This is a genomic window from Nitrospirota bacterium (genome assembly GCA_016207905.1).
Lineage (GTDB): Bacteria > Nitrospirota > Thermodesulfovibrionia > Thermodesulfovibrionales > JdFR-86 > JACQZC01.
The window spans coordinates 1-19,771 of sequence record JACQZC010000032.1 but is presented as its reverse complement, the minus strand read 5'-3'; the positions used below and the strand labels follow the sequence as shown (position 1 = coordinate 19,771).

Annotated in this window: 18 protein-coding genes; 10 read left to right on the top strand and 8 right to left on the bottom strand. The window is 43.4% G+C overall.

What is annotated here, in order from left to right; all coding sequences use genetic code 11:
* Positions 1-325 precede the first annotated feature (325 nt).
* Positions 326-1,747 (top strand): hypothetical protein, encoded by a 1,422-nt coding sequence (locus tag HY805_03955; GenBank protein MBI4823370.1) that lies wholly within the window; start codon positions 326-328, stop codon positions 1,745-1,747.
* A gap of 2 nt (positions 1,748-1,749) precedes the next feature.
* Here HY805_03955 and HY805_03950 read toward each other — a convergent pair whose 3' ends face one another.
* Positions 1,750-4,464 (bottom strand): excinuclease ABC subunit UvrA, encoded by a 2,715-nt coding sequence (locus HY805_03950; GenBank protein ID MBI4823369.1) that lies wholly within the window; start codon positions 4,462-4,464, stop codon positions 1,750-1,752.
* 1,036 nt (positions 4,465-5,500) lie between these two features.
* Here HY805_03950 and HY805_03945 point away from each other — a divergent pair.
* The 6 genes from HY805_03945 (at position 5,501) to gatB (ending at position 10,626) form a co-directional block, all read left to right on the top strand.
* Positions 5,501-5,830, top strand: a complete 330-nt coding sequence (locus tag HY805_03945) for a hypothetical protein (GenBank protein ID MBI4823368.1) — start codon at positions 5,501-5,503, stop codon at positions 5,828-5,830.
* 14 nt (positions 5,831-5,844) lie between these two features.
* Positions 5,845-7,020: a pyridoxal phosphate-dependent aminotransferase gene (locus tag HY805_03940; GenBank protein ID MBI4823367.1), complete on the top strand. Its 1,176-nt coding sequence runs from the start codon at positions 5,845-5,847 to the stop codon at positions 7,018-7,020.
* Complete coding sequence (gatA, locus tag HY805_03935; GenBank protein ID MBI4823366.1) at positions 7,007-8,455, top strand: Asp-tRNA(Asn)/Glu-tRNA(Gln) amidotransferase subunit GatA; 1,449 nt, start codon at positions 7,007-7,009, stop codon at positions 8,453-8,455. Before HY805_03940 ends, gatA begins: the two co-directional genes overlap by 14 nt.
* Positions 8,456-8,524: 69 nt before the next feature.
* Positions 8,525-8,731: a type II toxin-antitoxin system VapB family antitoxin gene (locus HY805_03930; protein MBI4823365.1), complete on the top strand. Its 207-nt coding sequence runs from the start codon at positions 8,525-8,527 to the stop codon at positions 8,729-8,731.
* The gene (locus HY805_03925; GenBank protein MBI4823364.1) at positions 8,721-9,125 is read left to right on the top strand and encodes a PIN domain-containing protein; all 405 of its coding nucleotides are present in this window, start codon (positions 8,721-8,723) and stop codon (positions 9,123-9,125) included. Before HY805_03930 ends, HY805_03925 begins: the two co-directional genes overlap by 11 nt.
* A gap of 70 nt (positions 9,126-9,195) precedes the next feature.
* Complete coding sequence (gene gatB, locus HY805_03920; protein ID MBI4823363.1) at positions 9,196-10,626, top strand: Asp-tRNA(Asn)/Glu-tRNA(Gln) amidotransferase subunit GatB; 1,431 nt, start codon at positions 9,196-9,198, stop codon at positions 10,624-10,626.
* Here the strand turns inward: gatB and nadC are convergent.
* The 4 genes from nadC to HY805_03900 form a co-directional block, all read right to left on the bottom strand.
* Positions 10,616-11,476: a carboxylating nicotinate-nucleotide diphosphorylase gene (gene nadC, locus HY805_03915; GenBank protein ID MBI4823362.1), complete on the bottom strand. Its 861-nt coding sequence runs from the start codon at positions 11,474-11,476 to the stop codon at positions 10,616-10,618. The two genes, gatB and nadC, sit on opposite strands and share 11 nt — an antisense overlap.
* Before the next feature lie 8 nt (positions 11,477-11,484).
* The gene (locus HY805_03910) at positions 11,485-14,106 is read right to left on the bottom strand and encodes a valine--tRNA ligase (GenBank protein ID MBI4823361.1); all 2,622 of its coding nucleotides are present in this window, start codon (positions 14,104-14,106) and stop codon (positions 11,485-11,487) included.
* 248 nt (positions 14,107-14,354) lie between these two features.
* Positions 14,355-14,585, bottom strand: a complete 231-nt coding sequence (locus tag HY805_03905) for a hypothetical protein (GenBank protein ID MBI4823360.1) — start codon at positions 14,583-14,585, stop codon at positions 14,355-14,357.
* Between the two features lie 38 nt (positions 14,586-14,623).
* Positions 14,624-14,845 (bottom strand): hypothetical protein, encoded by a 222-nt coding sequence (locus HY805_03900; protein ID MBI4823359.1) that lies wholly within the window; start codon positions 14,843-14,845, stop codon positions 14,624-14,626.
* 106 nt (positions 14,846-14,951) lie between these two features.
* Between HY805_03900 and HY805_03895 the strand changes: the two genes are divergently transcribed.
* Together HY805_03895 and HY805_03890 are read left to right on the top strand one after the other, a co-directional pair.
* Entirely contained in the window at positions 14,952-15,491 is a 540-nt protein-coding gene (locus HY805_03895; protein ID MBI4823358.1) for a hypothetical protein, read from the top strand.
* Positions 15,492-15,496: 5 nt separating this feature from the next.
* Positions 15,497-15,727, top strand: a complete 231-nt coding sequence (locus HY805_03890; GenBank protein MBI4823357.1) for a hypothetical protein — start codon at positions 15,497-15,499, stop codon at positions 15,725-15,727.
* 136 nt (positions 15,728-15,863) lie between these two features.
* Here the strand turns inward: HY805_03890 and HY805_03885 are convergent, their stop codons facing one another.
* Positions 15,864-16,880, bottom strand: a complete 1,017-nt coding sequence (locus HY805_03885; protein MBI4823356.1) for a response regulator — start codon at positions 16,878-16,880, stop codon at positions 15,864-15,866.
* Positions 16,881-16,945: 65 nt separating this feature from the next.
* On the opposite strand from HY805_03885, the gene lnt reads away from it, so the two are divergent.
* On the top strand, positions 16,946-18,394 hold the full coding sequence (gene lnt / locus HY805_03880) for an apolipoprotein N-acyltransferase (GenBank protein MBI4823355.1): 1,449 nt from the start codon (positions 16,946-16,948) through the stop codon (positions 18,392-18,394).
* On the opposite strand, the gene HY805_03875 is transcribed toward lnt, so the two are convergent.
* Positions 18,366-19,199, bottom strand: coding sequence for an acetyl-CoA carboxylase carboxyltransferase subunit beta (locus tag HY805_03875; protein ID MBI4823354.1), 834 nt, complete (start codon positions 19,197-19,199; stop codon positions 18,366-18,368). The genes lnt and HY805_03875 overlap by 29 nt on opposite strands.
* A gap of 2 nt (positions 19,200-19,201) precedes the next feature.
* Positions 19,202-19,756, bottom strand: a complete 555-nt coding sequence (locus HY805_03870; protein MBI4823353.1) for a 3',5'-cyclic-nucleotide phosphodiesterase — start codon at positions 19,754-19,756, stop codon at positions 19,202-19,204.
* Between the last annotated feature and the right edge of the window lie 15 nt (positions 19,757-19,771).

The window sequence follows — 19,771 nt, the reverse complement described above, 5'->3', positions numbered from 1 at the left end:
CCGCTTCTGCCGTAAGGTAACATGCGCCTGAGAGCGCGGATAGATGACTGGCTTTTAAGCCAAGCGGACGGAATTGCTTCTTGACTATTAAAAGGAGGTTGCTTTTTCTTTTTCATAGATGACGGAAAAAGAGGGGGAAATGGAAACCATAGTTCATTTTTTACTTGACAAAGGGGTTTTGGTAGTGTTATTATTTTAACTATGGTTTACAGAAGGGTAATACGGAAAAGGATTACACACCTACCCCTCTTAATAGAAAAGAGTAAAGGAAAAGTAAAGGAAAAGTAAATAAGTAAACATGGGAATCTTTAAAAATCAATGGGTTATGAAGATACCCCCCCCTCCCCCTAAAGTAAAGCAAAAAGGAGATGGAAACTATTTTTTCACTTTTGTAGGGAAGTCATTTGTCCATGTCATACTCATTTCTGTTTTGGGTCTCCTTGTATATTCAAACACATTCCATGCGCCCTTTCAGTGGGATGAGCATACATTTATTGTGGACAATCCCCTTATACAGGACATCAGTTACTTTCTTGAGCCATCAAAGGCAGAAGGATTTGAATACTATAGTGCCTTTAAAAGCAGATATATTGGCTACCTTACATTTGCACTGAATTACAGGTTTCATGGCACTGATGTCAGGGGCTACCATGTCTTTAATATAACAATACATATCCTCAATGCCATGCTTGTGTATTTCCTTGTTGTGCTTACTTTCAGGACACAGTTTCTGTCATTGCGAGGGACAGAGTCCCGAAGCAATCTCATTGCCCTTTTCTCTGCACTTCTTTTCGTCTCACATCCAATTCAGACAGAGGCAGTAACATACATATTTCAAAGGTTTGTTCCGCTTTCAGCGTTTTTTTGTTTGCTTTCAATGGTCTTTTATATAAAGTGGAGGCTTTCCCCCTCCCCCAACCCCCTCCCTCGAGGGGAGGGGGCGAGGGGGAGGGTGTTACCTCTATTGCTCTACCTTACCAGCCTCCTTTCAGCAGTCTTAGCAATGAAGACAAAGGAGAATGCCTTTACCCTTCCTATTGTCATAACCCTTTATGAATTCTTGTTTTTTAAAGGCTCATTAGGCAAGAAAATACTTTATCTTATTCCCTTACTTCTGACCATGCTTATTATTCCCCTTACACTTGTAGGCATCGATAAGCCTGTTGGAGAGATAATAGAGGCAGTGGATTCAGTGGCAGGTATTCGGGCAGAAAACTGGGTATATCTATACACAGAGTTTAGGGTGATTGTTACATATATAAGGCTTCTGTTTTTCCCTGTGAACCAAAACATCTATTATGATTATCCAATATACCATTCGTTTTTAAACTTAGAGGTGGTCTTATCTTTTGTTTTTCTCCTTTTCATCTTTGCCTTTGCAGTTTATCTTATAGCGAGTTCAAGGAGGTCAGATAAAAGGCTCATTGGGTTTGGGATTTTATGGTTTTTCATTGCCCTTTCCGTGGAATCGAGCATTATCTCCCTGCCAATGGTGATAAACGAATATAGGCTCTATCTGCCATCAGTAGGGGTTTTAATTGCAATAGCATCAGCCGCATCCCTGCTTGTAGAGAGGCTCAGGCACAAGAAAATCCGTGTACCTGTGTTTTCGTTTTTCGGGCTTATAGTGCTTGTTCTTTCTTTGGCTGGGTATGCAAGAAACGAGGCAATAAGACATTATCTTAATGCCTTAAAACTCAAGCCTGATTATCACGATGCCAGAAAACTTCTGAATGAAATTAAATAGGATTATCGAAGAACATACTCTCCGAGGTATTTGCCTGTGTATGAGCCCTCGACATTTGCTATATCCTCTGGTGTGCCCTCGGCTATTATTTTGCCTCCAAGGTCTCCTGCCTCAGGGCCTAAGTCTATAACCCAGTCCGATGCTGATATAAGGTCAAGGTTATGCTCTATGACAATGACTGTATTGCCTGCATCGACGAGCCTCTGAAGCACTCCGATAAGGGACTGAACATCCTTTGCATGAAGGCCCACTGTTGGCTCATCGAGTATATAAAGAAAATCCCTCAAGCCCTTATACCCAAGCTCAGCACATATCCTAAGCCTCTGTGCCTCGCCTCCAGAAAGGGTTGTGGCAGACTGACCAAGCCTGAGATAGCCAAGCCCTATTTCCTCCATAAGCGAAAATGTCTGTCTTATCTTGGGTATATCGGAAAACACCGTAGATGCCTCAGAGACAGTCATATTAAGGACCTCGTTTATGTTTTTCCCCCTGAACCTTACACCCAATGCCTTCTCCCCGTATCTTTTACCTCCGCAGTCCTCGCACTTTATATAGAGGTCCTCGAAGAAATACATCTCAAGCCTCTGAAAGCCTTCGCCCTTACAGGTCTCGCACCTTCCCCCGGGAATATTAAAAGAGAAAAACCCTGCAGTATATTCATGAGCCTTTGATTCAGGCTCCTCTGAGAAGAGCTTTCTTATATGGCTAAAGACCTTGAGATAAGTAATTGGGTTTGAGCGCGGAGTTTTCCCTATTGCCGACTGGTCTATGAGTTTTATGCCTGAAAGATTGCCTTGTATTTTCAGTGCCTCATATGGAAGTGGAGGCTCCTCTACTGCTCTAAGGTGTTTTGAAAGTGCCCTATAAAGGGTCTCAACGATAAGACTGCTTTTCCCAGAGCCAGAGACGCCTGTCACAGCTACGAATGTCTTTAGCGGTATGTTCAGGTTTACTGCCTTAAGGTTATTTCCATGCGCACCTGTAAGCTCTATACTTTTAGTGCCTGTTCTTCGGCTTAAAGGCAGGCTTGTTTTTTCTATACCCCTTATGTATCTCGATGTAAGGGTATCTGCCTTGAGGAAATCCTCTTTTTCTCCGGAAAATACAACCTCTCCTCCTAAGTGTCCACCTCCAGGGCCAAGCTCCACGAGCCAGTCGGATGCCTCTATGATGGTTCTGTCATGCTCAACTACGATTATTGTATTGCCGACACCTGCAAGCTCAGCCATAATCCCGGATACCATCTCCGTGTCCCTTTTATGAAGCCCTATTGTTGGCTCATCGAGCACATAGAGTGTGCCTGTAAGATGGGATGCGAGCTGGTTTGAGAGATTCACCCTCTGGTATTCGCCTCCTGAAAGGGTTCTACCCTGCCTCGATAGGCTCAAATACCCAAGTCCAACCCTGTCTAAATACCTAAGCTTGAAGTCAATCTGCCTTAGAATCTCCTTTGCCATATCCCTCTGAAAAGGCGTGAGGTCAATGTCCCCAAAAAACCCAAGGAGATCCGAAATAGGAAGGTCGGTAAGTTCTGCTATATCTCTTTTTTGTTTCTTTGAGTGGCTATTAATCTTATAGCAAAGGGCATCGGGCTTAAGTCGTTTGCCTTTACAGTCTCCACAGGTCATTGCCCGTCTGTATCGGGAAAGAAATACCCTTACATGAAGCTTATATCTTTTGTGCTCAAGCTCCTCGAAGAAATCGTTTATGCCCTTAAAGAGCCATTGTTTTTCATGTGGCAAAAGCTCTCTATAGGGCTTGTGAATGTCCACCTTGTCTTTTTTTGCCCTCTCGATCATCTGTTTTTTCCACCACCTGTAGGAGGGTTTTTCCCATGGCTCAACCGCACCTTCGGAAAGACTGATATACATATCAGGCACTATGAGGTCTTCTGCATATCTTAAGACATTCCCAAACCCCTTGCACTCAGGACATGCACCAACTGGATGATTAAAGGAAAAAAGAAGGGGTGTTGGCTCATCGAGCTCTATATCGCATTTATCGCATGCATTTCTCGAGGAGAATGTAAGGGATGTGCCATCTATTATTATGACCTTTAGTTTCTCTCCCCCGTATCTCCATGCAGTCTCTATCGAGTCTGAAATGCGGGGCTCATCTTTGAGCTCAACCCTGTCAACCACTATATCTAACTTTTGGGGTTTCCCTTTAATCTCATCGAGCTCTATTGTCTGGTTGTTGACGAATAACCTATAAAATCCTTTTTTCTTTAATTCATCTACAGGCTCTTGGCTTTCGAAGGCAATGACTGCTTTTTTCCCTGAGTGCTTGTCCATAAGCTCGGAGACTATAGAGGATGGGGTCCATTTCCTTATCACATTTCCACACTTAGGGCAAAATGGGGTTGAGACCTTTGAATATAAGAGCCTGAAGAAATCGTATATCTCTGTGAGTGTGCCAACAGTGGAGCGGGAGCCCCTGACAGGGTTTCTCTGCTCGAGAGCAATAGCAGGCCTGATGTTTTCTATCGTATCAACGAGGGGCCTATCGAGCTTTTCAAGAAAAAGCCTTGCATATGTGGAAAGGGACTCTATGAACCTCCATTGTCCTTCTGCAAAGATTGTGTCAAAGGCAAGGGAGGATTTTCCTGAGCCAGAGACCCCTGTCACTGCAATCACCCTATTATGCGGAAGCCTTAATGAGATGTTCTTGAGGTTATTCTGCCTTGCACCTTCAATTATAAGCTCATCTTTGGACATCTAAATATTTTAACATGGCAAGCAAAAATCGTTGCCATCTCCTTTTTTTATAGGTTCAAGTTGAATTCCCTAAGTGCCTGAATTATTTTCATTTTTATCGTTACAGCGTTCAATCTTTTTCATTTTGTTCAAATTGCCGCCTTTTTCATCTGAAATCTTTTTGCTCATATGTTGCCCTGTCATAGCATAAATCAAAAGGGGATGAAGCAGTCAATATGAAATATTTCACTTGAAATGTTTCACCTGAAATGTTTCACTGTTTCCATTTCCACATTCGTCATTCCTGCTTGTCAGGAATCCATCTCCTTTTTTGTCATTTACTCTTATTGATAAGACCAGCAGGACAGGCGAGACGCCTGTCCTACCATAATTGACCATACACTTCTTGTCATTGCGAGGCTTGCCGAAGCAATCTCAGCCTGTCATTCTGAATTCATTTCAGAATCTCAGTTACTCCTACTCTGTTGCTCTTTTATCCTCTTTTATTCTCCTTGACAGGGAAGGAGGGGGTGATTAGAATAAGGCAATGGGAGTTTCTGCTTGAAGGAAGGAGGGGACAAAAGCCACTTATAAGAACATTCTCCGGCCTTTTTTATATTCTTAAAAAGAAAGAAATAAAGGATGTGCAGTGAAGATAAGATATTCTGAAAAAGCAGTCAAGCATATCAAGAAGATCCACAAAGGTGACAGAAAAATATGCCTGATTAAGATAAGGGGCAAAGAAGTCCTTCCTACCTCAACGGAAGGAAGGGATAACATCGTTAGGAGGCGGTCTTGCCGACTGGAATTATCCCCTTGTATTTTCCCATAAGCTCATCAGAAATTTTCTTAGCAGGCTTTGAGGGCTTAGATAACGACTTAATGGAGCTAATTGCATCTTTTAGTGTTGACGGCATTTAATACACCTCCCTTAAAGCTTAGATTAAACGAAAATATTGGGGCAAGTCAAACATAATTTAGCTCAGGTGTCAAGCCAAAATAGAAATGACTTAGTGGGTATGTTGAAATTAGACTGTCTCCTGTTTTATTATGTGTCATGCTCAGGGGAATCCTTATAGCTCTAATCTCATCTGTCCTTATGTCCTGTGCAAGCCCAAAGCCCACTTACAGGATGTGCTCTAATATTGGATTTATAAACGACAAGGTCGGCGATTTCTGCTATTTAGACAAGACAGCCACGGTTTCGGCAAAGGTAGTAGAGGATTTTGTCGGTAAATATTATGCAAACGAGGCGGCTGAGCTAAGCGGTCTTAGAAGGTATTGTGAGATGATACGGATAAACGGAGACAGAGGTTTAAGTAAAGAAGACTCGATAAGAGATGCAGGGGTTGAATTTAAATCGTCTTTTTGCCCCGGGGCAAGGTAGATGGAGGATTCTTTATGATTTCCCTTCGGGCACAAAGGATTAAGCCATCTCCAACGCTTGCCATGGATGCATCGGCAAAGGCAATGAGGGCTCAAGGCATCGATGTCGTTAATTTCGGAGTTGGTGAGCCTGATTTTGACACTCCTCCTAACATAAAAGAGGCGGCAATAAAGGCAATAAGGGATGGAAAGACCAAATACACCCCTGTTGGAGGAATAGACCCTCTTAAAGATGCAATTATCGAGAAATTCAAAAAGGACAATTGCCTCGATTACACAAGGGATGAAATCATTGTCTCATGTGGAGCAAAACATAGCCTTTATAACATATCGCAGGCACTCTTAAGCCCTGAAGACGAGGTGATAATCCCATCCCCTTACTGGGTCTCATACCCTGACCAGGTGCTTCTTAACGATGCAGTCCCAGTCATTGTCAAGACTTATGAGGAAGACTCTTTTATGCTAAACCCAGATGCCCTAAAGTCCCATATAACCAGAAAAACCAAGGCACTTATACTTAATTCGCCTTCAAATCCAACTGGTCTTACATATGACAGATTGACCCTTGAGGCAATAGCAGAACTCTGCCTAAGGCATAACCTGTATGTAGTCTCAGACGAGATATACGAAAAGCTCCTTTATGATGGTGTAAGGCATATAAGCATTGCATCCATTAGTAAGGAGATAAAGGAAAGGACACTGGTTGTAAATGGGCTTTCTAAAGCCTATGCAATGACAGGCTGGAGGATTGGCTATACAGCCGGCCCAAAAGACATTATAAAGGCAATGACTAATATACAAAGCCAGTCAACATCAAACCCAACATCCATAGCCCAGTGGGCAGGGCTCGAGGCTCTAACAGGCCCTCAGGACTTTATTGGGAAGATGAATAAGGAGTTTGATAGAAGAAGAAAGTTCCTCGTTGATAGCCTTAACTCTATAGAAGGCATAAGATGCCTTAGACCAACAGGAGCATTCTATGTCTTCCCGAATGTCTCAGGCATTTATAAAGGCAAGCTCGACTCTTCCAATGAGCTTAGTCTTTATCTCCTTGAGAAGGCAAAGGTTGCACTTGTGCCTGGAAGTGCATTCGGAGATGATAACTATATAAGGCTTTCGTATGCAACAGGAATGGAAGAGATTGAAAAGGGAGTAAAAAGGATTAAAGAGGCAGTAAGTGGAGCTTTATAGGCTTGGCATATATGAGATAAGAGAACTCCTTCGTAAAGGAGAGGTTACACCTCAAGAGGTGCTTGATTCTATATTTAAAAGGATTGCCTCTGTTGAGGATAAGGTAAAGGCATATGTAACTATCACAAAGGATAAGGCATACGAGATGGCTAAGGCGTTGCCTGCTGGATGTATTGCCTCCTTATTGGGGATGCCTCTTGCCATAAAAGACAACATGTGCACAAAGGGTGTAAGGACTACCTGCTCATCTAAAATTCTCGAAAACTTCATCCCTCCTTATGAGAGCACAGTTACATCTAAGCTAAAGGATGCTGGATATGTGCTTTTGGGAAAGACGAATCTCGATGAGTTTGCAATGGGCTCATCAACAGAGAACTCTGCATTTCATGTAACCAGAAACCCCTGGGACACAGAAAGAATCCCCGGTGGTAGTAGTGGTGGCTCTGCCAGTGCTGTGTCGGCAGATGAATGCATTGCCGCATTAGGCTCTGACACAGGTGGCTCTATAAGACAGCCTGCCTCTTTATGTGGTGTCGTTGGGCTTAAGCCGACATACGGAAGGATCTCAAGATACGGGCTTGTTGCCTTTGCATCGAGCCTTGACCAGATAGGACCTATTACAAAAAATGTGAGAGACTCGGCAATACTTCTTAATGCCATAGCAGGCGTAGACCCATTGGATTCAACATCAGCGTCCCTGCCTGTGCCTGATTTTACAAATGTCTTAGGTCAGGATATTAAAGGTCTTAAGATAGGCATCCCAAAGGACTACTTCATAGAGGGTATGGATAAACAAGTGGAGTCCTCTGTGAGGACTGCCATAAAGGCAATAGAATCCTTAGGTGCTATACCTATTGAGGTCTCGCTTCCACACACGCCTTATGCAGTGGCAACCTATTATGTGCTTGCAACATCAGAGGCGTCATCGAACTTAGCAAGGTACGATGGAGTTAAATACGGCTTGAGGATAGAGGGCAAAGACCTCATGGATATGTATATGAAGACAAGGGCAAGCGGATTTGGTGAAGAGGTCAAAAGAAGAATAATGCTCGGCACATATGCCCTTTCATCGGGTTATTATGAGGCATACTATAGAAAGGCACAGCAGGTTAGAACCCTTATTAAAAGGGACTTTGATAGTGCATTTAAATTTGTTGATGTCATTGCCACACCAACATCTCCTGAGCCTGCATTTAAGATTGGAGAAAAGGTTGAGGACCCTCTTAAAATGTATCTCTCCGATATATTCACCATCTCTGTGAACCTTGCTGGTGTGCCTGCAATATCAATTCCTTGTGGGTTTACAGGGGGCAATGCCCCCCTCCCGATAGGGCTTCAACTTATCGGAAAACATTTCGATGAGGAGACCATTCTTAAAACCGCATACGCATACGAGCAGTCAACAGAGTGGCATAAGAGAAAGCCTAATATATAATTCCTATTGACAAATACATATCATAAGAGGATAATTATATATATAAATTATAGAGAGGAGTATATCTAAATGAAGACCATACTGGATATAGATGAAGACATGCTAAAAAAGGCAATGGAGGTGTCTAAATCAAAGACAAAGAAGGGTGCAATCGTCATAGCCCTTAATGAATACCTGAGGCTCAAAAAAAGAGAGGAACTTAAAGGGCTGATAGGCAATTATAAAGACTTTGGCCTTACACTTGATGACCTCAGGAAGATGCGACATGAGCGATAAACTCCTTGTAGATACCTCTGCATGGATTCTGAGCTTTAGAGACTCAGGTAGCCAGAAGCTTAAGGATGAGCTCAGGGCTGCTATAGATTCCGATAGTGCTGTTACCACTAATATCATAATATTGGAGCTCCTTCAAGGCTGTAAGGACAGGAAAGAATTTGAGGAGCTTAAATCATATCTTGAGGTGCTTTCCCTCTATAATGTGACAGACAGGACATGGTCTATAGCTTATGAGGCAGGTTTTCTGTTAAGAAGAAAAGGACTGACAATGCCCACTGCTGATATAATTATAGCTTCTATGGCAAAAGAGAATAAGCTAACTATTCTTAACCACAACAACCATCTGAAGACTATCTGTCGTGAACTGGGTGTTAAGACAAAGGACTTTTTATAAAATCAAGGAGATATTTGGAAAATATAGCAAGGGGAGTAAACCCAGTGACGATTAATACAATCTTGAGTGTATGCCATACGAATCAGTCATAGGTCTTGAGGTTCATGCACAGCTTCTTACAGAGACAAAAATCTTCTGCGGATGCTCTACCCTCTTTGGTTCACCGCCGAATACACAGACATGTCCTGTTTGCATCGGAATGCCTGGAGTTCTGCCTGTGCTTAACAGAAAAGCCCTTGAGTTTACCATAAAGACAGGGCTTGCAATGAGCTCAGAGATTTCCTCTTATAGCAGGTTTGCAAGAAAGAATTATTTTTATCCTGACCTTCCAAAGGGCTACCAGATTAGCCAGTATGAACTGCCAATCTGCGAGGGAGGCTTTATTGAAATAACTACTGATTCTGAGATTAAAAGAATCGGCATAACAAGAATCCATCTCGAGGAGGATGCAGGGAAAAACATCCATGACCCTGATATTAGTTTCAGCTATGTGGATTTAAACAGGGCTGGGGTGCCCCTCATGGAAATCGTCTCTGAGCCTGACATTCAGACACCAAAAGAGGCAGTTGAGTATATGAAGAAATTAAGGACAATTCTTCGGTATCTTGGTGTCTGTGATGGAAACATGGAAGAGGGCTCCTTGAGATGCGATGCCAATGTCTCTGTAAGGAAAGCTGGCACTACCAGCTTGGGCGTGAAGGTCGAAGTGAAAAACATAAACTCATTCAGGTTTGTTGAAAGGGCATTAGAGTATGAGATAAAAAGACAGATAAAGTTGCTCGAAGAAGGAGGCAGTATCATACAGGAGACAAGGCTCTTTGACCCCTCTACAGGCACTACGCAGTCTATGAGGACAAAGGAAGAGGCTCATGACTATAGATACTTCCCTGAGCCTGACTTAGTGCCTATAGTGGAGGACAAAGAATTGATTGACAGGGTAAGGGCAAAATTGCCTGAGCTTCCTGATGCAAAAAGGCAGAGGTTTGTATCTGTCTACGGACTTCCTCCTTATGATGCAGACCTTCTTACCTCTGAAAAGGCACTTTCTGAGTGGTATGAGGAGGCTGTAAAACTCACAAGCCAGCCAAAGACTGTAAGCAATTGGGTCATGGTTGAGCTTATGAGACTCCTGAATGAACAGAATCTTACTATAGAGAAATGCCCGATTAAGCCTGCTCAATTAGCAGGAATGCTTTCCCTTATAGAGGCAGGTGTAATTAGCGGTAAGATTGCAAAGACCGTGTTTGAAGAGATGTTTCTAACAGGTAAACCTGCCGAAACCATTGTCAGAGAAAAAGGCCTCATCCAAATAACAGATGTCTCTGAGATAGAAAAATCCGTTGCCGAGGTCATAGAGAAAAATCCAAAAGAGGTTGAGAGGTTCAAGGCAGGCGAGGAACGGCTAATCGGGTTTTTCGTTGGACAGGTTATGAAGCTCACAAAAGGAAAGGCAAACCCGGCTCTGGTAAACGAGATACTAAAAAAACTCCTCAGCTCATAGCAATATCTTCCTCTCTTCTACCCATGATTTTCATGCTTATATCAACCGAAGGTGCTGAGTGTGTTATAGCTCCAACTGATATGAGGTCAACACCTGTCTCTGCAATCTCCCTTACATTTTCAAGTGTTACATTGCCAGAGACCTCAAGTATTGCCTTTCCCTTTGCAAGTCTAACAGCCTCTTTTATGTCCTTTATGGACATATTGTCGAGCATTATGATGTCTGCACCTGCACCGAGGGCATCTTTGAACTCCTTGAGGTTTTCGGCCTCGACCTCTATCCTCGAAAGAAACCTGCTTTGCTTTACACGGGCTAATGCATTTTTAATGCCGTCTACTGCCTCGATATGATTGTCTTTTATCAGGATTCCGTCATAAAGGCCAAACCTGTGGTTTTTGCCTCCACCCATTCTTACGGCATACTTCTCCATATATCTCATACAGGGCATTGTCTTTCGGGTATCGAGGATTTCTACCTTAAGCCCCTTGACCTTTGTCACGAATTTTCGGGTCATGGTTGCAATCCCAGAGAGCCGTTGTAGGAGGTTAAGGGCTGTTCTTTCTGCCTGAAGAAGCGTTCTGGTCTTTCCATTGATTTCTACTATAATCGAGCCTTTTTTAGCCATCGAGCCGTCCTCGACAAGCACATTGAAGCTAACCGTGCTATCGAGGATATTAAAGACCTCTTTTACAAATGGAAGTCCTGCGACGACGAAATCCTCTTTTGCTATGATTAGCGAGGTGGAGTTATGTGTTTCAGACACAAGGAGGCTCGTTGTTATATCACCTGAGCCTATGTCCTCTTCAAGGCTCTGCTGGATGAAGCTCATGACTCCTGACGGTATGTTCATCTTTGTTATTATACCTTTAGGTCGCTGAGTTTTTTCAACCCCTCTACGAGCTTTTCTTGTTTCCCTATAAGCTCTTTCATTTTCTGCTCTTCTTTGGCAATAACATCTGAAGGTGCTTTTCTCAGGAAGTCGGCATTCATAAGCTTTTTTCTTATGAGCTGGAGTTCCTCATCTGTTTTTTGTTTTTCCTTTTTGAGCCTCTTTGTCTCTTTTTCGGTGTCGATAACGCCTTCCGTAACTACATAGACCTCAAGTGTCCTTCCAACTGCTGTTAGAGAGCCCTCTAATTTTTTAATATCCATGCCAACTATGACCTCTTTTGCCTTTGCTAACTTTTTTATGTAATGGAGGTTTTTGGTAAGAACATCCTCTGCGACTGTAGAGTATGGCTTTATAGAGACCTTAAGCTGGGCAGATGGCTGTATGCCAAGCTCTCCCCTTATGTTTCTTATTCCTGAGACCGCATCTATTATGTAAGACATGAGGTCAATAGCCTTGGGGTCTTTTTCAAGCCCTTCTGGGTATCTGGCGATAACGATGCTTTGTCCTTCCTTATTTGGAAGGCTCTGCCATAGCTCCTCTGTTACAAACGGCATGAATGGATGCAGAAGCCTGAGAACCGTCTCGAGGACATATTGCAGGCAGTTTTGAGTCTCAATAGTCATCTCTGTCTTTGCCATCTCTATATACCAATCGCAGAACTCATGCCATACAAACTGGTATATTGCACCTGATGCATCGTTAAACCTATAGTCCTTCAGTGCCTTGTTGACCTCGTCGACTGTAATGGCAAGCCTTGCCTTAATCCATCTGCTTGCAATAGGTGTCTCGGACATCTCAGCCTTTTCGCTAAAGGCAGTGCCTCCTCCTATGATAAATCTTTCTGCATTCCAGAGTTTATTGACAAAGTGCCTGTATCCTTCGACCCTTTCCATGGAAAATTTAACATCTCTTCCCTGTGCGGCAAATGCAGAAAGGGTAAATCTGAAGGCATCTGCACCATACTTATCTATAATCGTAAGCGGGTCTATGACATTGCCCTTTGATTTGGACATCTTTTGACCTTCGGCATCCCTGACTATTGCATGTATGTATACATCCCTGAACGGAACATCTCCCATGAACTTGATGCCCATCATAATCATCCTTGCGACCCAGAAAAACAGTATGTCATGGGCTGTAACCAAGACAGAGGTCGGATAAAATGTTCTGAGGTCTAAAGTCTTATCGGGCCAACCTAATGTGGAGAAAGGCCAGAGGGCTGAGGAAAACCATGTATCTAAAACATCCTCGTCTTGTCTGAGGTTTGTGCCTTTGCATTTTTTACACTCCGTTGGGGTTTCTCTTTCAACATTAATCTCTCCGCAGTCTTTGCAATACCAAACAGGGATTCTATGACCCCACCATATCTGCCTCGATATGCACCAATCCCTTATGCCCTCCATCCATGCATAATAGCTCGTAAGCCATGTCTCGGGGAGGATTCTTATTTTTCCTTCTCTAACTGCCCCTATTGCCTCTTTTGCAAGGGGCGATACCTTTACATACCACTGGGGCGTTGAAAGTGGCTCTATCGTAGTTTTACATCTATAGCAGTGCCCAACTGCATGCCTGTAAGTCTCTATCTTTTCTATAAGCTCCCGAGCCTTAAGGTCCTCCTGAACAAGCCTTCGGCATTCGTATCTATCGAGCCCGGCATACCTTATTCCTGCCTGTCGGGTCATCTTTCCATCGGGGCTAATAACAGTTACCGAAGGAAGTCCATGCCTCTTTGAAATAGCCTCATCATTGAAGTCATGTGCAGGTGTGACCTTTACTGCACCAGTTCCAAATGACTTATCTACTACAGGGTCTGCTATAACAGGGATTAATCTTTCTGTAAGAGGAAGCCTTAGGGTTTTGCCTATTATGTCTTTATATCTTTTATCATCAGGATGAACTGCCACTCCTGTATCCCCAAGCATGGTCTCAGTCCTTGTTGTGGCAACCGTTATATAGGCATTGGTGTTTAACAGTGGATACCTGATGTAAGTGAGCGTGCCTTCTATGTCTTCGTGCTCGACCTCTAAGTCCGAAAGTGCAGTCTGGCATCTTGGGCACCAGTTTATGAGCCTTTCTGCCCTATAGATGAGTCCTTCTTCGTAGAGCCTTACAAAGACCTCTCTTACTGCCTTAGAGAGTCCTTCGTCTAATGTAAACCTTTCCCTTGACCAATCAGAGGAGGCACCTAATTTTTTAAGCTGATGTATTATCATTCCACCATATTCTTGTTTCCATTTCCATATCTCTTCTATGAATGCATCTCTTCCCATGGAATGCCTGCTTTTGCCTTCCATCTGGAGTCTTCTTTCAACGACATTCTGTGTTGCTATGCCTGCATGGTCTGTGCCTGGAACCCAGAGGGTTTTATACCCCATCATCCTTCTCCATCTTATAAGGATGTCCTGAAGGGTTGCATTCAGGGCATGTCCCATATGAAGAGAGCCAGTAACATTAGGTGGCGGGATTACAATCGAGTAAGGCTTTCCTTCGGGGTTTATCTCGGCACTGAAATAGCCTTCTTTAACCCACACATCATACCACTTATCTTCAATGGCTTTTATATCACAGGTCTTTGGTATCTCTGCCATAGTAGTTTCTATTTTAAGCGTATAGAGGCTATTGTTGCAAGCCTGCCTCATCCGTTACCCATTTTTATTCCATTATTCGGCTTCCTGTCATTCTGATGCCGAAGTATCGGCAGAAGAATCTCAATTAAGTGTTATTCCGAACCCTGCCTAAATGCATGGAACAATCACCGCTTTTCCTCTCGGACGCGTGAGGCCAAAAAAATGGGGGAACTTCTCCTGCGCCCGGCAGGTATCAAGGTTAAGCCCTTCTATTTCTTTTTGTATTTCTTGTACTTATTTAATATTACCGCCAAATGATATTCCAGATTCTTCATTTCAGGTGTAACACTGCCTCGCGAAAGAGATACTTCCAATTCATCTATAATATCGAGGGCTTGTTCGGTTAGAGAGACAAATATTTTTTTATCAATATAATCGGCGGACGTAGCAACACGAAAGGGGATTATTATTGCAATAAAAAACAACACTACCCTTTTCATCTCACTCCTCCTTTAAGTTATATATTATAAGGTAAGCCTTATTCCTTCTTTCTCCCCTCCGGGTCTAAAACTTCAAGTAAGCTCTGCACAACAGAGGCCTTCCTGTAATCCCCCTCCTCAATTATTCTTTTAATCTGCTCTAACCACCGCTCTATTATACCACGGTTATGCTCAGCAATAGAGCCTCTTATATTAAATGTAAAGACCGCAGACTCCTCAGCTATACCGGGAGGATGCCCGCCGTCACTTCCTTCTTTCATCTTCGGTTTATCCCTCGTAACCCCAGCCGCTGAGATAGAACCTTTTTAAGCCTTAAAATTTCTCTGACATAAGATATATTATAACTGGACTTTAGTATAATAGATTATGGACATCGGAAGCCTTTTAAAAATTGAAGACCCGGTTAAGCGAAGGGCCATGTTTGTTGCCTTTCTTTCAAAGGAGGTAACGAAAAGAGGCGGCAGAGCACCGATAATCGTCGGCGGCGAGGCAGTAGAGATATACACACAGGGCAGTTATACAACCGGCGATATTGATGTGCTGGCAGAACTTGATATACTGGAGTCAGTCTTGTCCGGATGGGGGTTTCTGAAGACAGGTAGGTTATGGCTAAGTAAAGACCTTGACATATACATAGACTGGCGTGGCAGTAACCTTGAAAGTGGCAAGGAACCTGAAATTCTAAAGATAACAGATGACCTTCAGGTTAGTGTTATAGCAGTAGAGGACCTAATTATAGACAGGCTCAACTCTGCAAAATGGTGGGGCGATACCGATAGCTTGATGTGGGCAAAAGTACTCATAAATATAAAGAGGGCTATTGGCGTTCTGGACTACAGCTACCTGAAGGAGCGGGCAAAAAAACAAGACATTGAGGACATCCTGATAAAAGCTATTGAGGAATAAAAAATATGCCTATCACATATGACGAATTAAAAAAGACTGCATCCCTTGTCAGGGCAGAGCTTGTAAGGCAGGGTGTGATTGACCCCTCAAAGGGGAAGATAAGGAAAAAACCGAGGGAGAATGATAAATCAGAGATGCTTTACTTGAGAGCAATGAACAGACTTGAGAAATACATGCCTTTTCTTGACAGGGAAGGCAGGCTCGTCCTGCCTTATTTCTACACTCAGGGCAAATAAGCGCTAATTTTGTTTATAAACTTCTTAGCGAGACGAAAGTATTTACATTCCTTGTACATCAAATCCCTTCAATAAGGAGGTCACTATTGAGATGAGAAGGGCTTTTATCGGTAAAATAAAGTAGACGCTAATCCGCTTAAATCTCGGATTTTATTTTTTCGATTTCCTTTTTGATTATTGTCTCTGCAAGCTCAGGCACGGTCTCCCAGATAACCTTTTCCACTTCTTTTGTAAGGGACTCTATCGAGCTGGTTAGTGCCTCTTTGAAGAGTTTTTCCGAAAGCTCAGGCACAGTTTCCCAGAGGACTTTTTCGATGGTCTCTTTTATACCTGCCTGAATGCTCAAGGACAGCACATTTTTTAAGTCAAGACCTTTGAGGAATTCCGAAATCCTTTCATCAGCAGTTTTTCTAAAGATGTCTAACAGGGCATCTTTAGAGGGAAACTCTACTGCCTTTGGTATTTCCACTTTTGGGATTTCAAACACGGGTTTTTCAGGGGGCGAAATAGCCTCTTTTACTGGCAAAGCAGAGACCTCTTCCAAAAGTGCCTCCTCTATAAGTGCCTCCTCTATGAGTGCCTCCTCGGGCATGACAGCCTCTTCAAGCATTGCCTCTTCGAGCATTGCCTCTTCTTCTGAGACAGCCTCGACCTCTAAGGCAGGCTCTACTGCCTCCACCACTTCCACTACCTCCTCCTCAACAGAAGGGGCTTCTTCCAGTCCCCAGAGGTCCTCTGAGACTTCTACTGCCTCCATAGCAGGTGCTTGCATCCCGACCTCAGCCTTTGAAACCATCAACGAGGCATTCACTTTTTTTATCAGGTCTTCGGATTCGAATGGCTTTATCAGGAAGTCGTCTGCACCAACCTTCTTTGCAAGCTCCTCATCCAGAGGCTCAAATGCGCCTGCAAGAAGAATCACAGGGATGTTCTTTGTTGCAGGGCTGGATTTTATCTTCTCGCAGAGCTGGTATCCATTCATCTTTGGCATCTCTATATCTGCAAGAATTATGTCAGGCAGGAAAGAAGAAACCTGAGCTAAGGCATCCTCTCCGTTATTAGATGCCTTTATCTCAAAGCCCTCGTCTGAAAGGACAAGCTCAACCACCTTTTGAATGGTAATGCTATCGTCTGCAAGTAAGAGTTTTGCCATCTCTGAAGATTTTATTGTTAAGTCATGAAAAAGTCAAGATTTTTCTGATATGATACATATGATTTATGAATTTAAGAGGATATAAGATTTATCTTTTAGCAGTGCTCTCTGGCACAGCCCTTGTATTTGCCTTCCCTAAGTTTGACCTTTATGCAGTTTCATGGTTTTGCCTGAGCCCATTTCTTTTGTCTCTAAACAGGATGTCAAATAAAGAGGCATTCCGTGCAGGGATTTTTTTTGGCATCCCTTATTTTTTCGGTACTGAGTACTGGATATACCATTCCATAAATCATTATGGAGGTATCCCTTTCATACCGAGCCTTGCACTGGTGCTTTTGCTTTCCCTTTATCAGAGCCTCTATACAGGCATTTTCGGCCTCTTGTTTTCCTTAAAGATAAAAAACACCCGCCTGCCTGCAATGCTCCTTGCACCCCTCATGTGGGTCTCCCTCGAGTTTGTCCGCTCATATGCCCTCACAGGGTTTCCATGGTCATCTATTGGATACTCGCAATATAAGCTGATTCCTCTTATACAGTTTGTAGACATAACAGGCATATATGGCGTGTCTTTTCTTTTGATGGCTGTAAACGGTGCAATTGCAGATATATTCATACTCAAGGAGAGAAAGGACAAGATGCCGCTTTTTTCAACCATGCCTACGATTGCAGGCTATGGAGCTCTTATTTCCATCACCCTTATGGCAGTTCTCTATGGATACCTGAGGCTTAACGAATTGCCTACTGGAGTAACCTTCAGGGCAAGCATTATTCAGGGCAATATCCCTCAGGAGCTTAAATGGAGCCCGGAATACCAGAGGGATGTGATTGAGACATATAAGGACATGACTTTAAGCGCAAACTCCCTGAGCCCCTCCTTAATAGTCTGGCCTGAGTCTGCCGTGCCATTTTACTTTATGAACGACCCGACCCTTACAGAAGAGCTGATTGAGTTTCAAAGGTCACTGGACACATACCTTCTATTTGGAGCCATAACCATAAAGGCTGTTTCAAAGGATGCTCCACCTGAGCTTTCAAACAGTGCCATACTTCTTAACAGGCTATCCGAAGTGGGCTATGTCTATGACAAGATACACTTAGTCCCATTCGGAGAGTATGTGCCTCTTAGAAGAATGCTTTTTTTTGTAGACAAACTCGTCGCTGGCATTGGAGATTATACCCGAGGAGACAGATACATCAAGGCAGAGGCACCATTTGGAAGATTCGGCACGCTTATCTGCTATGAGATAATATTCCCAGGACTCGTAAGGAAGTTCTATACAAAGGATGGCGATTTCATTGTAACCATAACAAACGATGCATGGTTTGGAGATACAGGAGGACCTTATCAGCACTGGTCAATGGCTGTGTTTAGGGCAATTGAAAACAGAAAGCCTCTGATAAGGGCGGCAAATACAGGCATATCCGGGTTCATCGACTCAAACGGAAGGATTCTTAAGATGACCCCGATTTTTGAGCGTAGAATTCTCACCCCATCAGGTGCTCGAGGATATTAGAGATAGTGGTTTTCATCTCTTTTCTTGGGACGACCATATCTATGATGCCATGCTCGAGGAGAAACTCTGCCCTTTGGAAATTCTCTGGAAGCTGTTGTTTGATTGTCTGCTCGATGACCCTCGGTCCTGCAAAACCAATAAGAGAGCCGGGCTCTGCGATTATAATATCCCCAAGCATTGCAAAGCTTGCAGTAACCCCACCAAATGTAGGGTCCGAAAGTATGGATATAAATGGCACTGCGCCTTCCTTGAGCTTTCCGATTGAGGCTGAGACCTTTGACATCTGCATGAGGGAGTAAATGCCCTCCTGCATCCTTGCCCCTCCTGAGGAGGAAACTATCACAAGGGGCAGTCTTAGGTTCAGGGATGTCTCAACTGCCCTTGTAATCTTCTCTCCAACTACAGAGCCCATACTGCCGCCCATAAAGAAAAAATCCATTATGACCATTATGACCTCATGCCCGTTTATCCTTGCCCTTCCGCTTATGGCCGCATCTTTAAGTCCGCTTTTTCTCTGGTTTTCTTTGAGCCTCTCCTTATAAGGGATGGCGTCTTTGAAGGACAACGGGTCGTCGGATAGTATATCAGGGCTTGTCTCTTCAAAACTGTTTTCATCTACAAGAAGCTTTATCCTCTCGCCTGCATTTATCCTGAAGTGATAATTGCACTTAGGGCAGACCATGAGGTTCCTGTCGATTTCCTTCTTGTAGATAATCTCCTTACAGCCGTCGCACTTGACCCAGAGACCTTCGGGTATCTTAACTGCCTTTAAGGTTGTGCCTTTTGGCTTCTTAAACCATGCCATGTCTATATGTCGAATTCATCGCCGTCACGAAGTATCCGTATATTATTCATCATAAGGCTGGCTATCTCCTTTCTTATCTGTTTGAGGTACTGGGGCTTGGGGTGTGTAATGAGGATCCTTTCGGGGATGTTAATCATCTTTTTAAGCTCTCCTCTAAAAAGCCCTGCTGTAAGGTGGCCTGTTATAATTGCCATGTCCTTCATCTTATTCGGGAAAGAAACCTCTACTATGGCACAGTGCACGGGGTCTTCTGTTGCCTGCCATATCTTTTCCGTAGGACCTGTGTCTCCTGTGTAAAGAAGCCTTTTACCGCCCTTGCCTTCGATGACATAGCCTGCGGCTGAAACAGCATGATTGACCTCATATGCAGTAACCTTGTAGGTGTTTACAGTGAATGTATTACCCTGCCTTATGCCTTTCAGCTTGAGGACTGCATTATCGGGGTTTGGTATAACTGTGAAATCAGGCCAGACCGTGCCATTAAGGAGGCTTCTTTTAAGGGAGTTTAATACAGAGGGAATCGCCATTACGGTAACACTGTGTTTTTTGTTTTTCACTATTATATTATCCGC